This is a genomic window from Leptolyngbya sp. 'hensonii', from assembly GCF_001939115.1.
Classification (GTDB): Bacteria; Cyanobacteriota; Cyanobacteriia.
In genome coordinates, this window is sequence record NZ_MQTZ01000070.1 from 1 (window position 1) to 16,034 (window position 16,034).

Annotated in this window: 17 protein-coding genes and 1 pseudogene; 4 read left to right on the plus strand and 14 right to left on the minus strand. The window is 49.6% G+C overall.

Translation table 11 applies throughout. The annotated features are described in order from the left end of the window. The 8 genes from BST81_RS26385 to BST81_RS26415 all read right to left on the minus strand — a co-directional run. On the minus strand, positions 1 to 206 hold a 206-nt coding region (locus BST81_RS26385; RefSeq protein ID WP_216351468.1), incomplete at its 3' end, for a helix-turn-helix domain-containing protein. Between the two features lie 16 nt (positions 207 to 222). Continuing rightward, positions 223 to 357 carry a hypothetical protein gene (locus BST81_RS29185; protein WP_290439467.1) on the minus strand — a complete coding sequence of 45 codons (135 nt, stop codon included), beginning with the start codon at positions 355 to 357 and terminating at the stop codon, positions 223 to 225. A gap of 140 nt (positions 358 to 497) precedes the next feature. Beyond that, positions 498 to 881 (minus strand): type II toxin-antitoxin system VapC family toxin, encoded by a 384-nt coding sequence (locus tag BST81_RS26390; protein WP_075601469.1) that lies wholly within the window; start codon positions 879 to 881, stop codon positions 498 to 500. Continuing rightward, positions 878 to 1,114 carry a prevent-host-death protein gene (locus BST81_RS27225; protein WP_083637106.1) on the minus strand — a complete coding sequence of 79 codons (237 nt, stop codon included), beginning with the start codon at positions 1,112 to 1,114 and terminating at the stop codon, positions 878 to 880. Before BST81_RS27225 ends, BST81_RS26390 begins: the two co-directional genes overlap by 4 nt. Before the next feature lie 57 nt (positions 1,115 to 1,171). Further along, on the minus strand, positions 1,172 to 1,663 hold the full coding sequence (locus BST81_RS26400; protein ID WP_075601471.1) for a hypothetical protein: 492 nt from the start codon (positions 1,661 to 1,663) through the stop codon (positions 1,172 to 1,174). Next, positions 1,653 to 2,522, minus strand: coding sequence for a hypothetical protein (locus tag BST81_RS26405; protein WP_143780516.1), 870 nt, complete (start codon positions 2,520 to 2,522; stop codon positions 1,653 to 1,655). Before BST81_RS26405 ends, BST81_RS26400 begins: the two co-directional genes overlap by 11 nt. Before the next feature lie 27 nt (positions 2,523 to 2,549). Then, on the minus strand, positions 2,550 to 2,945 hold the full coding sequence (locus BST81_RS26410) for a prevent-host-death family protein (protein ID WP_171974862.1): 396 nt from the start codon (positions 2,943 to 2,945) through the stop codon (positions 2,550 to 2,552). Positions 2,946 to 3,161: 216 nt separating this feature from the next. After that, positions 3,162 to 3,689, minus strand: a complete 528-nt coding sequence (locus tag BST81_RS26415; RefSeq protein WP_075601473.1) for a hypothetical protein — start codon at positions 3,687 to 3,689, stop codon at positions 3,162 to 3,164. 26 nt (positions 3,690 to 3,715) lie between these two features. Here BST81_RS26415 and BST81_RS26420 point away from each other — a divergent pair, with 26 nt between their 5' ends. Continuing rightward, a complete protein-coding gene (locus tag BST81_RS26420; RefSeq protein WP_075601474.1) occupies positions 3,716 to 9,052 on the plus strand; it encodes an ATP-binding sensor histidine kinase in 5,337 nt (1,778 codons plus the stop codon). A gap of 99 nt (positions 9,053 to 9,151) precedes the next feature. On the opposite strand, the gene BST81_RS29325 is transcribed toward BST81_RS26420, so the two are convergent. From BST81_RS29325 to katG, 4 genes are all read right to left on the minus strand, one after another. After that, positions 9,152 to 9,301, minus strand: coding sequence for an integrase core domain-containing protein (locus tag BST81_RS29325; protein ID WP_083637107.1), 150 nt, complete (start codon positions 9,299 to 9,301; stop codon positions 9,152 to 9,154). Further along, positions 9,261 to 9,710 carry an IS3 family transposase gene (locus tag BST81_RS26430; RefSeq protein WP_171974863.1) on the minus strand — a complete coding sequence of 150 codons (450 nt, stop codon included), beginning with the start codon at positions 9,708 to 9,710 and terminating at the stop codon, positions 9,261 to 9,263. The genes BST81_RS29325 and BST81_RS26430 overlap by 41 nt, the downstream gene beginning before the upstream one ends. Continuing rightward, positions 9,710 to 10,027 carry a transposase gene (locus tag BST81_RS26435; RefSeq protein ID WP_075601475.1) on the minus strand — a complete coding sequence of 106 codons (318 nt, stop codon included), beginning with the start codon at positions 10,025 to 10,027 and terminating at the stop codon, positions 9,710 to 9,712. The genes BST81_RS26430 and BST81_RS26435 overlap by 1 nt, the downstream gene beginning before the upstream one ends. A gap of 510 nt (positions 10,028 to 10,537) precedes the next feature. Continuing rightward, a complete protein-coding gene (katG, locus tag BST81_RS26445) occupies positions 10,538 to 12,712 on the minus strand; it encodes a catalase/peroxidase HPI (protein ID WP_075601476.1) in 2,175 nt (724 codons plus the stop codon). A 540-nt stretch (positions 12,713 to 13,252) separates the two neighbouring features. On the opposite strand from katG, the gene BST81_RS28640 reads away from it, so the two are divergent. Then, positions 13,253 to 13,624 carry a transposase gene (locus BST81_RS28640; RefSeq protein ID WP_216351469.1) on the plus strand — a complete coding sequence of 124 codons (372 nt, stop codon included), beginning with the start codon at positions 13,253 to 13,255 and terminating at the stop codon, positions 13,622 to 13,624. Next, entirely contained in the window at positions 13,587 to 14,339 is a 753-nt protein-coding gene (locus tag BST81_RS26450; protein ID WP_216351470.1) for a transposase, read from the plus strand. Before BST81_RS28640 ends, BST81_RS26450 begins: the two co-directional genes overlap by 38 nt. A 4-nt stretch (positions 14,340 to 14,343) precedes the next feature. On the opposite strand, the gene BST81_RS26455 is transcribed toward BST81_RS26450, so the two are convergent. Beyond that, entirely contained in the window at positions 14,344 to 14,679 is a 336-nt protein-coding gene (locus tag BST81_RS26455; RefSeq protein ID WP_075600792.1) for a transposase, read from the minus strand. A 69-nt stretch (positions 14,680 to 14,748) separates the two neighbouring features. Here BST81_RS26455 and BST81_RS26460 point away from each other — a divergent pair, with 69 nt between their 5' ends. Continuing rightward, positions 14,749 to 15,783, plus strand: coding sequence for an IS630 family transposase (locus BST81_RS26460; protein WP_075601477.1), 1,035 nt, complete (start codon positions 14,749 to 14,751; stop codon positions 15,781 to 15,783). Between the two features lie 84 nt (positions 15,784 to 15,867). Here BST81_RS26460 and BST81_RS27830 read toward each other — a convergent pair. Continuing rightward, a pseudogene (locus BST81_RS27830) lies at positions 15,868 to 16,034 on the minus strand (IS630 family transposase); the annotation flags it as partial.

Consider the following 16,034-nt stretch of genomic DNA (forward strand, 5'->3'; position numbering starts at 1 on the left):
ACACTTAGTTTGGTCGGTGTTTGCACAGTTCGTTGTTTGGGGACAATCTCACCTGTTTCCCGATGTTGTTTGATTAACTTTCGCACGAAACTATAAGCAACTCGAAATTGTATAGCGATTTGACGTTGCGACGTATTCCCTTCAAGATATGCATCAACAATTTTCTGTCTAAGATCTAGTGAGTATGGTTGCACTTGATTGAGCATGAAGTAAACATACAAATCATTCTATCAAATACGCCTCACTAGGCTGGAAATTGCTGTAGACACGAACTATAAAAGTCGCCGTACCAGCTAATGCTATAGGTGTTGCAGATTGAATTTTAATTGAAATACTATCGTCTTCTTCAGAACTCATAAAACATAGCTCCTAAAGGAAACATTCAAATTGAGGGAAGTAGTGCAGCCCAACGGTGAAGTTGTGCGGCGGCAGATACCCTCGAACTCTCACCGATAACCTCTATGCCGTCCGCACCAACGCAGTGTTGGGCTGCTCTGCTACATGACATTGACTGAGTAGGCACGGATTGCTGTATCCACTGTCGCAATTGTCAAACCATTTTGTAAAGCTTGACAGATAAGCATTCTGTCAAATGGATCACGATGTAATAGTGGCAGTTTAGCCAGTTGAACCACACTAATTTCATCAAGGGCAAGACTGGCAATTTGATGTAGATCGCGCTGTTTGGGTAAATACGTTTCGGGACGCTCCGGCAGAGGTAGCTTGCCCAACTGGTACTTGACAATTGCTTCCCAGACTGAGATTGCGCTCAGATAAACCTCATTGTCTGGATCGCGAATTGCATCCCGAACATCCGTTGACAACTGAGTATCGCCACTGATGAACCATAAAAAGATGTGCGTATCTAGCAGAATCCTCATTTGCCCTCGAATGCGCTTAGAAGGTCTTCCGGCAAAGGAGCATCGAAATCATCTGGAACAATAAACTCACCTGCACACAAACCAAATGGGCGCAATTGCTTACTACTGGCAATAGGTCTAAGTTCGGCAATAGGCTTGTCAGATCTAACAATGACAAGAGTTTCGCCTGCCTCTACCTGATGAAGGTACTTCAAGGGATCACGTTGAATTTCATCAATAGTTACATTCAGCATCAGCCTACCTCGGTACAAATTTAATGAGCAGACAAGTCTCTAAGACCTCTAAACAGTTCAAAGGCTCTCTAGGTAAAGAGTCTTGATTTGAAAAGCAACTTTTCTAGCTTGGGTTAGTGGAATGGGATAGCCGACTGTGTTGTATCCTCTATTGGGAACACTTCTCTTCTGAAGAGTTTTCTGTAACTCCCAAACTAGCGCTCTCAGCTTTCCTGGTTTGAAAACAAGAATTTCTTGCTCTGGTACCAGGACGATCCAGTAATCCGCCTGAGAACTCCACCCCCAGCCTGGAATCATCTCTTTGTCGTTCGAGATAGTTTCAAAGAAGAGATTGCCTGTCCGTTTAGCCACAAGGTCAAACTTATACTCAATCGTGATGACTGATCCATCAGACCGAGTGACAATTCTGTCTATCCCTGCTTGCTGATACTTCATCTCCCCAGAGACATCAAGTACTTTGTAGACAGGATGTAACCATTGGTCTAAGAAGGTTTCTCCTTCTTGTCCAACTTTGCGCTGAGTTTCAAAATCGTATGGTTTAGTTTGCATAGATTTGAGGGATATAGAGTTGGATACCATCATTACCTTCTCGTCGGATTGGAATGCCAGCCCATCGTGACACCCAATTCACCAATGCTCGTAAAGAACTCGCTCTGCGAGGGTTAGTGGTTCCTCCACAATCACCGAAACTCACCAGAGAAATCACCTCTTGAATTAATTCTTTAGTGAGTTCTTGATCGTCACGAGTTGTTTTCTCAATAATCATTTGAATCGGGTAGAACCCTAGCAATGCTTCTGCAAGAAGACGTTCACGAGTTTCCTGATCATCGCTCTGGGCAATCCTTTTACCTCGATCTGTTAAGACGTAAATGCTTGAAGACTTATTCTCGGCTGAACCTCGACTGGCAAGACCAATCTCCATCACAGGTCGTCCAAGATAATCTCCTCTCCTAGCCAAATCTTTTTCTTTTTTGGCACCACTGCCAAAAGCAATACCTAAAGATTTAGATGTGTTAGTTCCACCATGAATTAGCTCAACAGTCTTAATGTACTTTTGTGGATCACCGATTTGAGGGATGTAAATGGGCTGTTGCTCACCTCTACGCAGATCTTGATCTAGAGCAGTTTTCCAATCAATTAAGTGAGAGATCTGTTGAAACTCATAAAACCTGATCTCTTTTCTTGGAACGTCAACAGCATAGGCAAGCTGGAAAGTTCTTCCCCTGAGTTCATAAACTAATCCCGAAACACCAGGCTTGACACCACACCAAGCCCCTTCAACTTCGCCAGTCTGCTTTAGAACTTCTAGAACAGGCGCAAGTTCCTGCTCTACTGCCAGATCACAGAATGTACTTCTGTCAGAAAGTATCGTCTTAATTTGAGAATCAAAATACGTGAACTTGAACACTTCAATTAGCTCCTCATGCTGCAATAACTAGACCTGAATCTCAGAAGGAACAAACAAAACTTTATCTGCATCACCAATCAGTGGTAATGAAAGGTAATGCGTGAAGCGAGGCGATACAAATGCCACAACCCGCCTTTTATGAAACGTCAGATAGATACAATCTATTCCACCCAAAAGCCTCTCCCATGATTCGGTTAACTGATCACGAAACTCAGTGAGAGGAATCTCTTCACTGTTCTGAATACTAGGCTCTCCCTCTTCTGAATTGAGCACATCAATATCTTGAAGTGGAAGCAAAAAGGCTGCAACTTCACCATAGTGAGTACATACAATCCGCAAGTTACCCGACTGAACTTGCCGCCTAAGTTTTGGCAGCTTGACTCTTAATTCGGACATCGGGATTTGCTTAAAACTTTTGTTCATGTTTACTTGCCCTTCCCTACACCTCATAATGGCAAATTATTTTCAAACTGTCAATAGCGTCTTACGTTTTTCACATTTTAAGTCCGAACCAGAGAACCAGTAAGGGTTGTAGGGTATCTTGCTTTGCGTAGAATAGGTGGTTTGCGCTATATAGGTGCTGCGTGCCAACCGAGAATACTCAGGTTGCTGCCCTCGATAACCTAAGCAGCCCAACGATTAATAGACAGAAAGTTTCTGCCTAAGATCCCGCAGTGGGTGGATAGGCAGGATGGTTCGGCATAATGCCCCAGATTTAGCACTTAGGTAAAATCTTTCCGTATAATACGCTGCTGAAGGTGGATAGGCAGAATCTTTCTGTATCTTTTCAGGTTTACTACGGGCACGATCGCGTGCGTTATGAGATACACCATGCAGTCCTCCTCTACACTCGCTAGACAAGAGTGCCCAAAGAAACGGATCGATCGGGTACGAAATGCCATTTGGCTCAAGCGCTATGCCGATCGCACCAAAGAAACTTACGTGCAGTAGATTCGACGCTAATTGGCTTGCCGTCGCGATTCCCTGGCGATTGCCTTCGCTGTTGTGAAAGTCTTTGAGATTGATAGAGGCTTTAAATTGAACCGTCATGCCTCCTTCAAGATGCGTTTGAGGTAGCCGCTGAGTGATCGCTACAGACATCAAAAAAATGTAAAGAAGGCTTGCTTTACAGCCATAGATCAACAATATTGAGGTTGTCTGAGCCATGGTGCTTCTCTGAGCCAAGCCAACCGATGGTTACGATCCCAGGCTATCAAGTTATTGAACAGTTGCATGAAAGTCCTCGATCGTTTATCTATCGGGGAGTGCGCGAGTGCGATCGGCTGCCAGTGATCTTGAAGACACTGAAGCAAGCGTATCCCTCGCCTGAGGCGATCGCACGCTTGCGGCTGGAATATACCATTACTCACAGCCTGGATCTGGCGGGAGTAGCTAAAGCCTATAGCCTGGAAACCTATCCCCGTGGGCTGGCGATCGTGTTAGAGGACTTTGGTGGGGTTGCCCTGAGTCACTTGATGCAGCAGCGATCGTTCACCCTGGTCGAGGTGCTCAACCTGGCGATGCAAATCACCCAAAGCCTGGGTGACATTCACCAGCAAAACATCATCCACAAGGACATCAACCCATCCAATATTGCCGTCAATCCAACGACAGGACAGGTCAAAATCATTGATTTTGGCATCGCTGCTGCCTTGTCGCGAGAAAACCCGACCCTGAGCAGTCCGAAGGTGATTGAGGGCACCCTTGCCTACATGTCTCCAGAGCAAACAGGTCGCATGAATCGGGTGATGGATTACCGCACGGATTTCTATTCCCTGGGTGTGCTGCTGTATCAATTGTTGTGCGATCGACTGCCCTTCGTCACCAACGATGCCATGGAAATGGTGCATTGCCACATTGCTAAACAGCCAATCCCACTCCAGGCAATCAATCCATCAATCCCCGTAGTGGTTTCCAACCTGGTGACGAAACTCCTGGCAAAAGTCGCCGAAGAGCGGTATCAGAGTGCTTGGGGCATTCAGGCAGATTTGCAGCGCTGCTTGCAGCAGTGGCAAACCCACGGCAAGATTGCCACCTTTCCCCTGGCTGAGCGCGATCGGTCTGACCGCTTCCAAATTCCCCAAACACTATATGGCAGAGAAGCAGACGTAAAGACGTTATTGAAAGCCTATGAGCGAGTTGCCAGCGGCAGTTGCGAGTTGATTCTGGTGTCTGGTCATGCGGGCATTGGCAAGTCAGCCTTAGTCCAGGAACTGTATCGACCCATGACCCAGCAACGGGGGTATTTGATTGCTGGAAAATTTGACCCGTTTCACTGCGACAAACCCTATACCGCCCTGATTGCGGCGTTTCGTGACCTGATGCGTCAACTCCTGTCTGAAACGGCAGAGGAGATTGCCCACTGGCGAGAACACCTATTGTCGGCTCTGGGAGAAAATGGGCAGGTTATCATCGACGCGATCCCTGAAGTGCAGCTCATTCTGGGTGAACAGCCTGCTGTGCCCGATCTGGCTCCCGCCGCCGCCGAAAATCGCTTTAATCTTGCCTTGCAAAACTTTGTCCGGGTGTTTACTCAGCCCGATCGTCCCCTGGTGATCTTTCTAGATGATTTGCAGTGGGCTGATCGCGCCTCTCTCAAGTTGATTCAGCGCTTGCTTACCGCTCCCGATGGTCAATACCTGATGGTGATTGGTGCCTATCGAGACAATGCAGTCACGGCAAGCCATCCCCTCGCGGCAACCCTGAATCAAGTTCAGCAGGCAGGAGTTTCAAACCATACCATTGCTCTTTCAGCGTTGTCGATCGCCCATGTAAACGAACTGATTGCCGATACAGTCAACTGTGATTTAGCGCAGGCACTGCCTCTGGCAGAACTGCTGATGCAAAAGACGGATGGCAATCCCTTTTTCTTGAATGAGCTATTGAAAGCCCTTTATCAGGACGGGCACCTCAATTTTGATCCACAGCAAGGTCAGTGGTTGTGGGATCTACATACCATCCAGGCTGCCCAGCTAACCGATAATGTAGTTGAGTTGGTGGTTGGCAAAATTCAAAAATTACCATCCCTTGCTCAACAACGTTTGACGTTGGCGGCTTGCATTGGCTATCAGTTTGATTTAGCCACGCTGGCGATCGTCAGTGAACAGTCCCCCACGGCAGTGGCGGCTGATCTATGGGATGCGCTACAGGTTGGGCTGATTGTGCCGATCGGAAATGGTTATAAGCTCTTCCAGTCGGCACATCTCCTGGAGCATGAATCGATCAATGGGCTGAAGCAGACAGATTTCCATCCCTCTCCCGCTTACCGCTTTGCCCACGATCGGGTGCGACAAGCAGCCTATGCGCTCATTTCTGAAGCGCTACGGCAACCGATTCATCTCAAAGTGGGACAATTGCTCTGGCAAGCTACACCAGCAGACGACTTAGAAAGCAAGGTTTTTGACATTGTTAACCACCTGAATGTGGGATTAGATTTAATTCTGGATCAGACCCAAAAGCATGAATTAGCCGCACTCAATTTGATGGCAGGTCGGTCTGCTCAGGCATCCGTCGCCTATGAAACCGCTGCCAACTATTTAGCGATCGGTCGTAACTTACTGAGTGTCACCAGTTGGAGTCAGGCGTATGAGTTGACGCTGGCTCTGTATGTGACTTCGGCAGAAGTTGCCTATCTATGCAGCGACTTTGAGCAAATGGAAGCTCTGACGGCATTAGTGTTGCAACAAACCAGCGATCCACTCGATCAGGTGACGATTTACCAAATCCAAATGCGGGCTTGCATCACCCAGGGTCGTATGGCGGAGGCAATCACGATCGCCCTCAAGGCGTTGAACCTCCTGGAAGTCAGGATACCGCCCAATCCTGATCTCACCGACATTGTGGAACAAGCCAGACAAACAAAACGGGTGTTGGCAGGGAGAGCGGTTGAAGATTTGCTTCAGCTACCCAGGATGACCGACCCGCTGAAACTGGCTGCCATGAAGACGATCGCCTGCGTCTGTACACCCACTTACTTCACCGCGCCTCACCTGTGGCAACTGATGGTGTTCCAAAAAATGCAGCTTTCCCTAGAATATGGCAACGCCCCAGGTTCAGCCTTTGGCTATGCCGACTATGGCATGGTGCTTTGTGGGGTTGAAGATAACCTGGATCAGGGCTATCAGTTTGCTCAACTGGCATCCCATCTCTTGCCTCAATTGGATGCTAAAGAATTTGTGCCTAAAACCTTGCTGTTGGTAAATATCTACCTGCGCCATTGGAAAGAGCATCTTCGGGAAACGTTAAATCCACTGTTGGAAGCCTATCAGCAGGGCTTAGAAACGGGAGATTTAGAATACGCTACGGCGGCGATCGCCTTTCGTTTTTACCATGCCTATTTGGTGGGCAAGCCTTTGCCAGAACTGGATGTGGAAATGACTGCCTATGCAAAGACGCTGCGTCAATTTAACCAGCCACGAGCTGTGAATTTAACCAGCATCTATCATCAAGCCATTTTCAATTTGATGGGGCAGTCCGCACACCCCTGCGCTTTAGTCGGTGCCAGCTACAATGAAAGCGAACAGTTGCCCCAGCACCTTGCCAAAAATGATCAAAGTACGCTGTTTCATCTGTCTCTCAACAAGCTGATATTGCATTACTGGTTTCAGAACTATGCCCAGGCGACTCAAGCTGCCGCCACTGCGATCCAGCTTTTAAGCGACGGGGCCATGGGGCTGCTGGTGGTTCCCATCGCTTACTTTTATGACTCCCTGGCGCATCTTGCGATCGTTGCAGATGCGTCCCTGGCTGAACGATCGCAAATCCTGGACAGGGTTGCCAGCAATCAGCAAAAAATGCAGCATTGGGCAGACCATGCTCCCATGAACTATCAACATAAGTTTGAACTCGTCGAAGCCGAACGCTACCGTATCCTGGGAAACCCCCTAGCAGCGATGGAGGCGTACGATCGCGCCATTGACTTGGCCAATCAGCACGACTATCGCCAGGAAGCAGCGCTGGCGAACGAATTAGCGGCTATGTTCTACTTGAGCAGGGGACAAACTAAAGTCGCCCCCGTTTACTTACTAGAGGCTCACTATACCTATCAGCAATGGGGAGCCATCGCCAAGGTCAAGGATTTAGAGGAACGCTATTCCCAGCTTTTGAGCGATCACGCTAGACGAAGCCAATCCAGTACCCTCAGCCAAGTCCGATCCACTTCGCCAGACACCTCCAACAGCACCGAATCCGCCGTTCTGGATCTGGGTACGCTGATGAAAGCGGCTCAAACGCTTGCGAGTGAAATTGTGTTGGATCAGTTGCTAAGTAACTTGATGAAGATTTTGCTGGAAAATGCGGGTGCGGAGCGGGGCTATTTAATCTTAGAAACCCAGGGCAAGTTGCTGATTGAGGCTGAAGGCGTAATCCATCATGCGGCCACCGCAGATGCACCTCAGGAACCGGTGACGGTCTTGCAATCCATTCCGCTGGAAGATGCCATCACCTTACATCGTCCGCTTGCCATCAGAATTATCCATTATGTGGTTCGTACCCAGGAAAGCGTCGTCCTTAACCACGCAACTCAGGACAGTAGGTTCAGCCAGGATCCCTACATCATTCAATATCAGCCCAAGTCTATCCTCTGCACGCCGTTGATGCATCAGGGCAAACTTTCCGGTATTCTCTATGTGGAAAACAATCTCACGATCGATGCCTTTACACCTGAACGGCTAGAGGTCTTACAACTCCTTTCAGTCCAGGCGGCGATCGCGCTTGAAAATGCCCGTCTGTATCACCAGTTAGAACAGCGGGTGCAGGAACGGACGGCAGAACTCTTCCAGGCAAATCAGCAACTCCAGGAAAACGAGCAGCAGATCTTGCAGTCGTTAGAAAAAGAGCGGGAACTCAATTTGCTCAAGTCGAAATTTGTTTCCATGGTGTCCCACGAATTTCGCAATCCCATGACGACGATTGGCGGTTGTGCCAAGACACTGCAAAATCCCAATCGTCACCTGAATGAAGCGCAGAAAGAAGCTTACTTCAAACTGATTCAAGACTCGATCTCAGATATGCTGCGCCTGCTGGATGAAGTCCTGGTGCTGGGCAGAACCGAAGCCGGAGGACTGCAATATAACCCTAAACCATTGAACTTGAAACCGTTCTGCCAGGGAATCATCGAAACCTTGCAGGTGAATCTCAGCGCCCAGCAAACCCTGACCTTAACCTATCAGGGAGAGAACAACCCAGTCACGATGGACAGTACCCTGATGCAGCATATTCTAACCAACCTACTTTCCAATGCCATCAAGTATTCTCCCCAGGGGGGACAGATTCGCTTTGATGTCACCTGTGAGGGGACGATGGCAACCTTTCAAATCCAGGATCAGGGCATTGGGATTCCACTGAAGGATCAGGAACGGTTGTTTGAAACCTTCCACCGCTCCAGTAATGTGGGTGAAATTCAAGGCACCGGGCTGGGACTCGCGATCGTCAAACGATGCGTTGACTTGCACCGGGGACGTATTGATTTGGCGAGTGAAGTGAACGTTGGCACAACCGTAACGGTGATGTTACCAACTACCGCTGTGTGAAAAGACGCTACGTAACGTTGGGCGATTGAGGTGGATCCTATCGGTTGGACAATTCTGAGGGATCTCTAAGCTCTGAAATGAGAGATCTCCATGTCCATTTCAAGCATCTTTAGAGAGCGATTCTCTTTCAGAGACACTCCGTGAATGCGTTTCCCAATACACCATTTCTGGGGTGCGATACTTCAATGCTTGATGTGGACGCTCTTGATTATACCAATGAAACCATCGTTGGACTTCTTTTAAACCAATCCATCATGGCAACCAGGTAAAAATGCCCCTTCAGAACAGGTAAATAGGTGATGTCAGTACACCAAACATGATTCGCCCCAGTGACCTTGAGATCCCGCAGCAGATAGGGATAGACCTGATGCTGTGGATGGGCTTGAGAGAGCCGAGGTTTGGGATAAATCGCTTCAATGCCCAACTGTCGCATCAACCGTTGTACCCGTTTGCGATTCACGGCATAGCCGTGTTGACGTAGCATCACCCTCATCTTTCGGCTCCCATAGAACGGCGTTTTTAGGTATTGCTGGTCAATCAGCTTCAACAGGGTCAACTCCTCCTCTGGCGGAGCTTGGGGACGATGGTAAAAGCTAGAACGGGCAATGCCCAGTAATTGACATTGGCGCACTACACTCAGTTGCAGGTGGTCAGGCACTACCAGGGCTTTTCGTTCTTCAGTCCCAACTGTGCTGACCTGTTGGCTAAAAAATCCCGGTCCACCTTCAATTGCCCAATCTGCCGATACAACTCATTGATTTGGGCTTGCTGACTCTCATCCGCTTTCGTCGATTCACTCCCCTTCTCAAACAGACTGCTGGCTTCCTCCAACACCTGCCGTTTCCAGTTGTTGATCATCGTCGGATGGACTTCGTACTGGCTGGCTAACTCCGCCACCGTTTTCTCGCCTCGAATGGCTTCCAGGGCGACTTTGGCTTTGAATTGGGAACTGTATTGTTTGCGCTTGTTACTCATGAACTACTCCTACCATCTTGGGTGTCGTTCAGAGCTTAACCCCCTGTCCAATTTTCGGGGACCACCTTAGGAAGCAATGGCGCAGACCGAGAACCCGCATTGCCAACTTATTGAAGCTCGGGACAAGCAAGCGTCATGCGATTTTGACGGGCATTAGTCGCAAGGGCTATTGGCGCTTGTCGAAAACGCTCTTCGATGCAAACGGGAATGACCAATGAGTGGTTAGAGCAACAGGGATTGCTATCAATTCGCAGTCTGTGGATGAAAGTCCAGGGCTACGCTTAATCATCAGCGTTGTTTGCGCGTCTTCATGAACTGCCCTGTGCGGACCCGCATGCAGGGTGGTGTGGGAGGGGAGGGTTAAATGCCCTCCTCAACCCGATTATGTGTTTTATTGCCTTCTAAGCGGCTTTTATTATGATTACTTAAGTTCAATAGCGGGATCAGCCTGGACACAGCTATATACCTATCCCCACGCTGCGATGATCAACAGCGTGGAGATGCATATTATTAGGCCAGATCAAAGCGGTCGGCATTCATCACCTTTGTCCAGGCTGCCACGAAGTCCTGCACGAACTTTTCTTTGTTGTCATCCTGTGCATAGACTTCGGCATAGGCCCGCAGGATCGAGTTGGAGCCGAAGACAAGATCTACCCGTGTCGCCGTCCACTTAACCTGATCGGTCTTGCGATCGCAGATTTCATACAGGTTATTACCGGCTGGCTTCCACAGGTAGTTCATGTCCGTCAGATTCACGAAGAAGTCGTTGGTTAATACGCCTTCGCGATCGGTGAACACACCGTGCTTGGTGCCGCCATAGTTGGTACCCAGCACACGCATACCGCCAACCAGCACCGTCATCTCAGGAGCAGTCAACCCCATCAGTTGCGTGCGATCGAGCATCAGCTCTTCGGCGCTGACGGCGTAGTCCTGCTTAAGCCAGTTACGGTAGCCGTCATGGATAGGTTCCAGCGGCTCGAACGATTCGGCATCGGTCATCTCGTCCGTTGCGTCGCCCCGGCCAGGGGAGAAGGGAACGGTAATGTCAAAGCCAGCAGCCTTGGCAGCCTGCTCGATGGCGACGTTACCCGCAAGGACGATGACATCCGCGACGCTGGCACCGGTATCCGCCGCGATGCCTTCTAATACAGCCAGCACCTTGGCCAGACGGGCAGGCTCGTTGCCTTCCCAATCCTTCTGCGGGGTCAGGCGGATACGTGCCCCGTTAGCTCCCCCGCGCTTGTCCGACCCCCGGAAGGTTCTGGCACTGTCCCAGGCGGTGCATACCATTTCGTTAATGCTCAGACCACTGGCGGCAATTCTGTCCTTCACGGACTGAACATCATAGTTGGCATTCCCGACGGGAATTGGATCCTGCCAGATCAGGTCTTCTTGCGGCACATTGGGGCCAATGTAACGCGCCTTCGGTCCCATATCCCGGTGGGTCAGTTTGAACCAGGCCCGCGCAAAAACATCAGCGAAGTAGTCGGGGTCATGGTAGAACCGCTCGGAAATCTTCCGATATTCGGGATCCATCTTCATGGCCATGTCGGCATCAGTCATGACCAGGTTGCGGCGGATCGTGGGGTCTTCTACATCGAGGGGTTTGTCTTCTTCTTTGACGTTGATGGGTTCCCACTGCCACGCACCTGCCGGACTCTTCTTCAGTTCCCAGTCATAATTCAACAGCATGTGGAAATAACCGTTGTCCCATCGGGTGGGATAGGTCGTCCATGCCCCTTCAATGCCGCTGGTCACGGTATCGCGCCCAATGCCGCGATGGGTCTTGTTACGCCACCCCAAGCCCTGTTCTTCGACATCGGCGGCTTCGGGTTCCGCACCGAGCAATGCAGCATCGCCGTTACCGTGGCATTTGCCCACCGTGTGGCCACCTGCGGTAAGGGCGACGGTTTCCTCGTCGTTCATGGCCATGCGGGCAAAGGTCACGCGCACATCATGAGCGGTCTTGAGTGGGTCGGGATTACCGTCCACACCTTCGGGGTTAACGTAGATCAACCCCATCATCACGGCAGCCAGCGGATTTTCCAGATCCCGCTCACCGGAATAGCGGCTGTTGGGATTGTTGCTGGGGGCGAGCCATTCCTTCTCGGACCCCCAGTAAATATCTTTTTCAGGATGCCAAATATCTTCCCGTCCAAAGGCGAAGCCAAAGGTCTTTAGCCCCATAGATTCATAGGCGATGGTGCCAGCGTAGGCAATCAGATCCGCCCAACTGAGCTGGTTGCCATATTTCTTCTTGATGGGCCAGAGCAGACGGCGCGCTTTGTCCAGGTTGACGTTATCTGGCCAGGAGTTGATGGGCGCAAAACGCTGATTGCCGGTACCCGCACCACCGCGACCATCCGCGATCCGATAGGTACCCGCTGCATGCCAGGACATGCGGATCATCAGACCCCCATAGTGGCCCCAGTCCGCTGGCCACCATTCCTGGCTGTCCGTCATTAGCGCGTACAGGTCTTGCTTGAGTGCGGCTACGTCGAGTTCCTTAACCGCTTCCCGATAGTTGAAGTCCGCTCCCATCGGATTGGTCTTGCTATCGTGCTGATGCAGAATATCGAGGTTAAGTGCCTTGGGCCACCATTCCATGTTTGACATGCTGGTTGCCGTAACACCGCCATGCATCACCGGACATTTGCCACTGATGGTTGTCGTACTGCCATTCATATTCAATTTCCTTTTGTAATTTGATATATTTATCTTTATTGTCATGCATAGTGTTATGCATAAGACAATATGTTTACCTAAAGTTGTTACCACTTTCGATGACAACCAGTTTGTTCAAAACACATAACGATCGCGCTCACCGGACGCAGATAACCTTTGCAACTGAACCGACCATATTGTTACGTTCCGGTGCAGCGCGGTTTATGGGGAGACGGGATAATTCTGACCCAGGAGACGACTATGCATTGGGCGACAGTTTTGATGTCTACTAACATATCGCATCGCTCCTGAGACCAGATACACCGAGTTCTGAAGAAAGACTTAAAGTCAAAGAAGGAGAGAATCTGCCAATGCTAGGAGACGACTATGCAGCGGGCGTCAGTGGATGACTACTAACATATCGTATCGCTCCTTTCATTCATCTAACAGTGCCCTAACGAATGCTCAGGGAACAAGGACAATACCTTCTCCATAATCTTTTCGCTGGCACGATTAGTGGCAGACTCTCCGACACAACAAAAACACCTTCAATCTAACACAATGAAACTGTCTCAAATCACTACCCCATTTGCTGCCTATATTGGCATTGACTGGGCTGATCGCAAGCACGATATCAGCCTCTATGATTGTCAGSAGCAGAGTTGGAGCTACACCACGATTCAGTCTACCCCTCAAGCTATTGCCGATTGGGTCAACCAGCTTCGTCAGCAATATGGGGAAACCCAATTACTGGTGGGATTAGAGCAAAAACGGGGACCCTTGCTCTATGGCTTATGCCAATACGACAATCTAGTTTTAGTGCCAATTAATCCGCGCACCGTCGCCAATTACCGCAAAGCCTTTCAACCCTCACGGGCCAAATCAGATCCCATTGATGCCAAGCGTCGAACTGATGCAGCGGCACAGCGATAAGCTCGACATTTGGGTGGCAGGTTGTCCAAAACATCGGGAATTGCGCCAGTGGGTAGAGTCTCGGCGTATGTTAGTCGGCGAGAAAGTGCGTCTGACCAATCGCATTACTGCTGCTCTCAAGTCCTACTATCCGCAAGTGCTCGATTGGTTTGAGGATAAACATACGATCGCCTTTTGTGAATTTCTCGAACAATTCCCCAATTTAGAATCGGCGCAGACAGCAACATCTGAAGCMTTAAAGCAATTYTTTCGGTCTCATCACATCATCCGTAACGCGACGATTCAACGTCGCACTCAGCAAATTCAGGAWGCGGGACCCCCTCTGACCCAAGATGCRGCGATCATCCAACCTGCGCAAGCCTTGACCCAAGGGCTGGTGGCATTGCTCAAAGTCGTCTTGCAACAACTGATTAAATTTGAAGCCCAGATTGAATCGCTATTTACCTCCTTGCCTGATGCTGAACTATTTCGAACACTTCCTGGCGCAGGTCCCCATTTAGCTCCTCGACTTCTCGCAGCCTTTGGCGAAGATAGAAGCCGATTTGATTGTGCCCAATCGTTCATGAGCTATATCGGTATTGCTCCTGTCAAAGAAGAGAGCGGCAAGAAGCATTGGGTCCACTGGCGATGGTCTTGTCCAATTTTCTTAAGGCAAACCTTTGTTGAGTGGGTTGATCACGCCAGGATGCACTCTGCTTGGTCACAGGCATTCTAAGTAGTCAGGAGGAATTAAATATAAAACGTTCCAGGGAGTAATTGCCCCTACTACTACGAGCTTGCATTCCCTCGATGATCGCATCGGCTAAATCAACTTCATGCTCAAACATCCGCCCAGCAATTTCATGGGTTTTGAGTTGATGCCACTGCTCCTCGATCCGATTCATCTCAGAACAGTAGGGTGGCAACCAGAAGAGGAACAATCCTTGGGCTTGCCACTTGAGCCATTGTTGCTGAGCCAGACGACTGGTATGGGCAGAGCCATTATCTTGAACAACTACCGTTAATCKCCCCGTTTGAGCCAGGGTAACAGATGCCTTCTCGGCAATCCAGTCCATGACTTGGACATATTAACCCGGCAATTGAAGAGCCGACAGGATGAGAGGCAGAATCGATAGAATCAGACTATGAATAAACCAGATGCTCGATTACTGAATCCAACCATCCAAGACTACCTCCGCCAGCAAGCGATTCGCCTGAGACAACAGGGTAAGCGAGCAAGTGAGATTGCAACTTATCTGGGAGTACATCGGACAACCGTCTGGGAGTGGTGGCGAGCCTATCAACAGCAGGGAGAAGCCGCGTTGCATCAGCAGAAGCGAGGCAACAAACCAGGAGTGGGTCGCACACTCACCCCCGGCGAAGAAGCCCACCTGCAACAGTTGGTCACTGAGCATTTCCCAGATGAATTAGCCATTGACAGTGCATTGTGGACGCGAAGTGCGGTGCAAACGTTGATTGCCAATGAGTGTGGTGTAGAGATGCCAATTCGCACCGTTGGGGAATACCTCAAGCGTTGGGGATATACGCCGCAGAAACCGCTCAAACGGGCTTATGAGCAAGACCCTCAGCAGGTAAAAGCTTGGCTAGAGCTGGAGTACCCAGTGCTCGAGCAACGGGCACAGCAAGAAAATGCAGAAATCGCTTGGGGGGATGAATCAGGACTGCGCTCCGATGCCCAAGTCGGTCGTGGCTATGCCCCGATTGGACAGACTCCAGAAATCCAACCGAACACGCAACGAGTGAGTGTCAATTACCTGGCGAGTGTCAGCAATCAAGGCAAAGTTCGCTTCATGCTCTACACCCAGAAACTCACAGCACAGGTGTTCATCACCTTTTTAGAGCGCTTGATTGCCAAACGAGAACGAAAGCTGATGTGGATTGTTGATCGCCATCCCGTGCATCGCTCGGATGCCGTGTACCAGTGGCTACAAAACCATCAAGATAAAATTGAAATGTACTTGCTACCACCCTACGCTCCCCAGTTGAATCCAGCCGAGTATCTCAATTGCGATGTCAAACAAGGCGTGCATTCCAAGCCGCCCACACGCAATTTGAGTCAGTTGAAACGGCGGTTACGATCCCATCTATTCAAGCTTCAGAAATTACCTACTCGGATTGTCAAGTATTTCCAACATCCCTTCATTGCTTATGCTGCTTGAACAAATGTAGTTTCAATTATTGCCGGGTTAATAACTAGCACTCTTGAATCCCCCTTGAGCCAAAGCATACTCGAAGTGACAATTGGGTTGCCACAACCCTAAAATGCTGATCCGTCCATTGCGACGTTGAGTTTGTTCGAGCCGCTTTTGCTCCCCAATGCGACTGTAGCTATAGCTGACGGGACTCCACAAGCAACACCCGGATTCGTCTAAATATTTCAGTTCAATGTGACCTTCGAGGTCTGCTAACT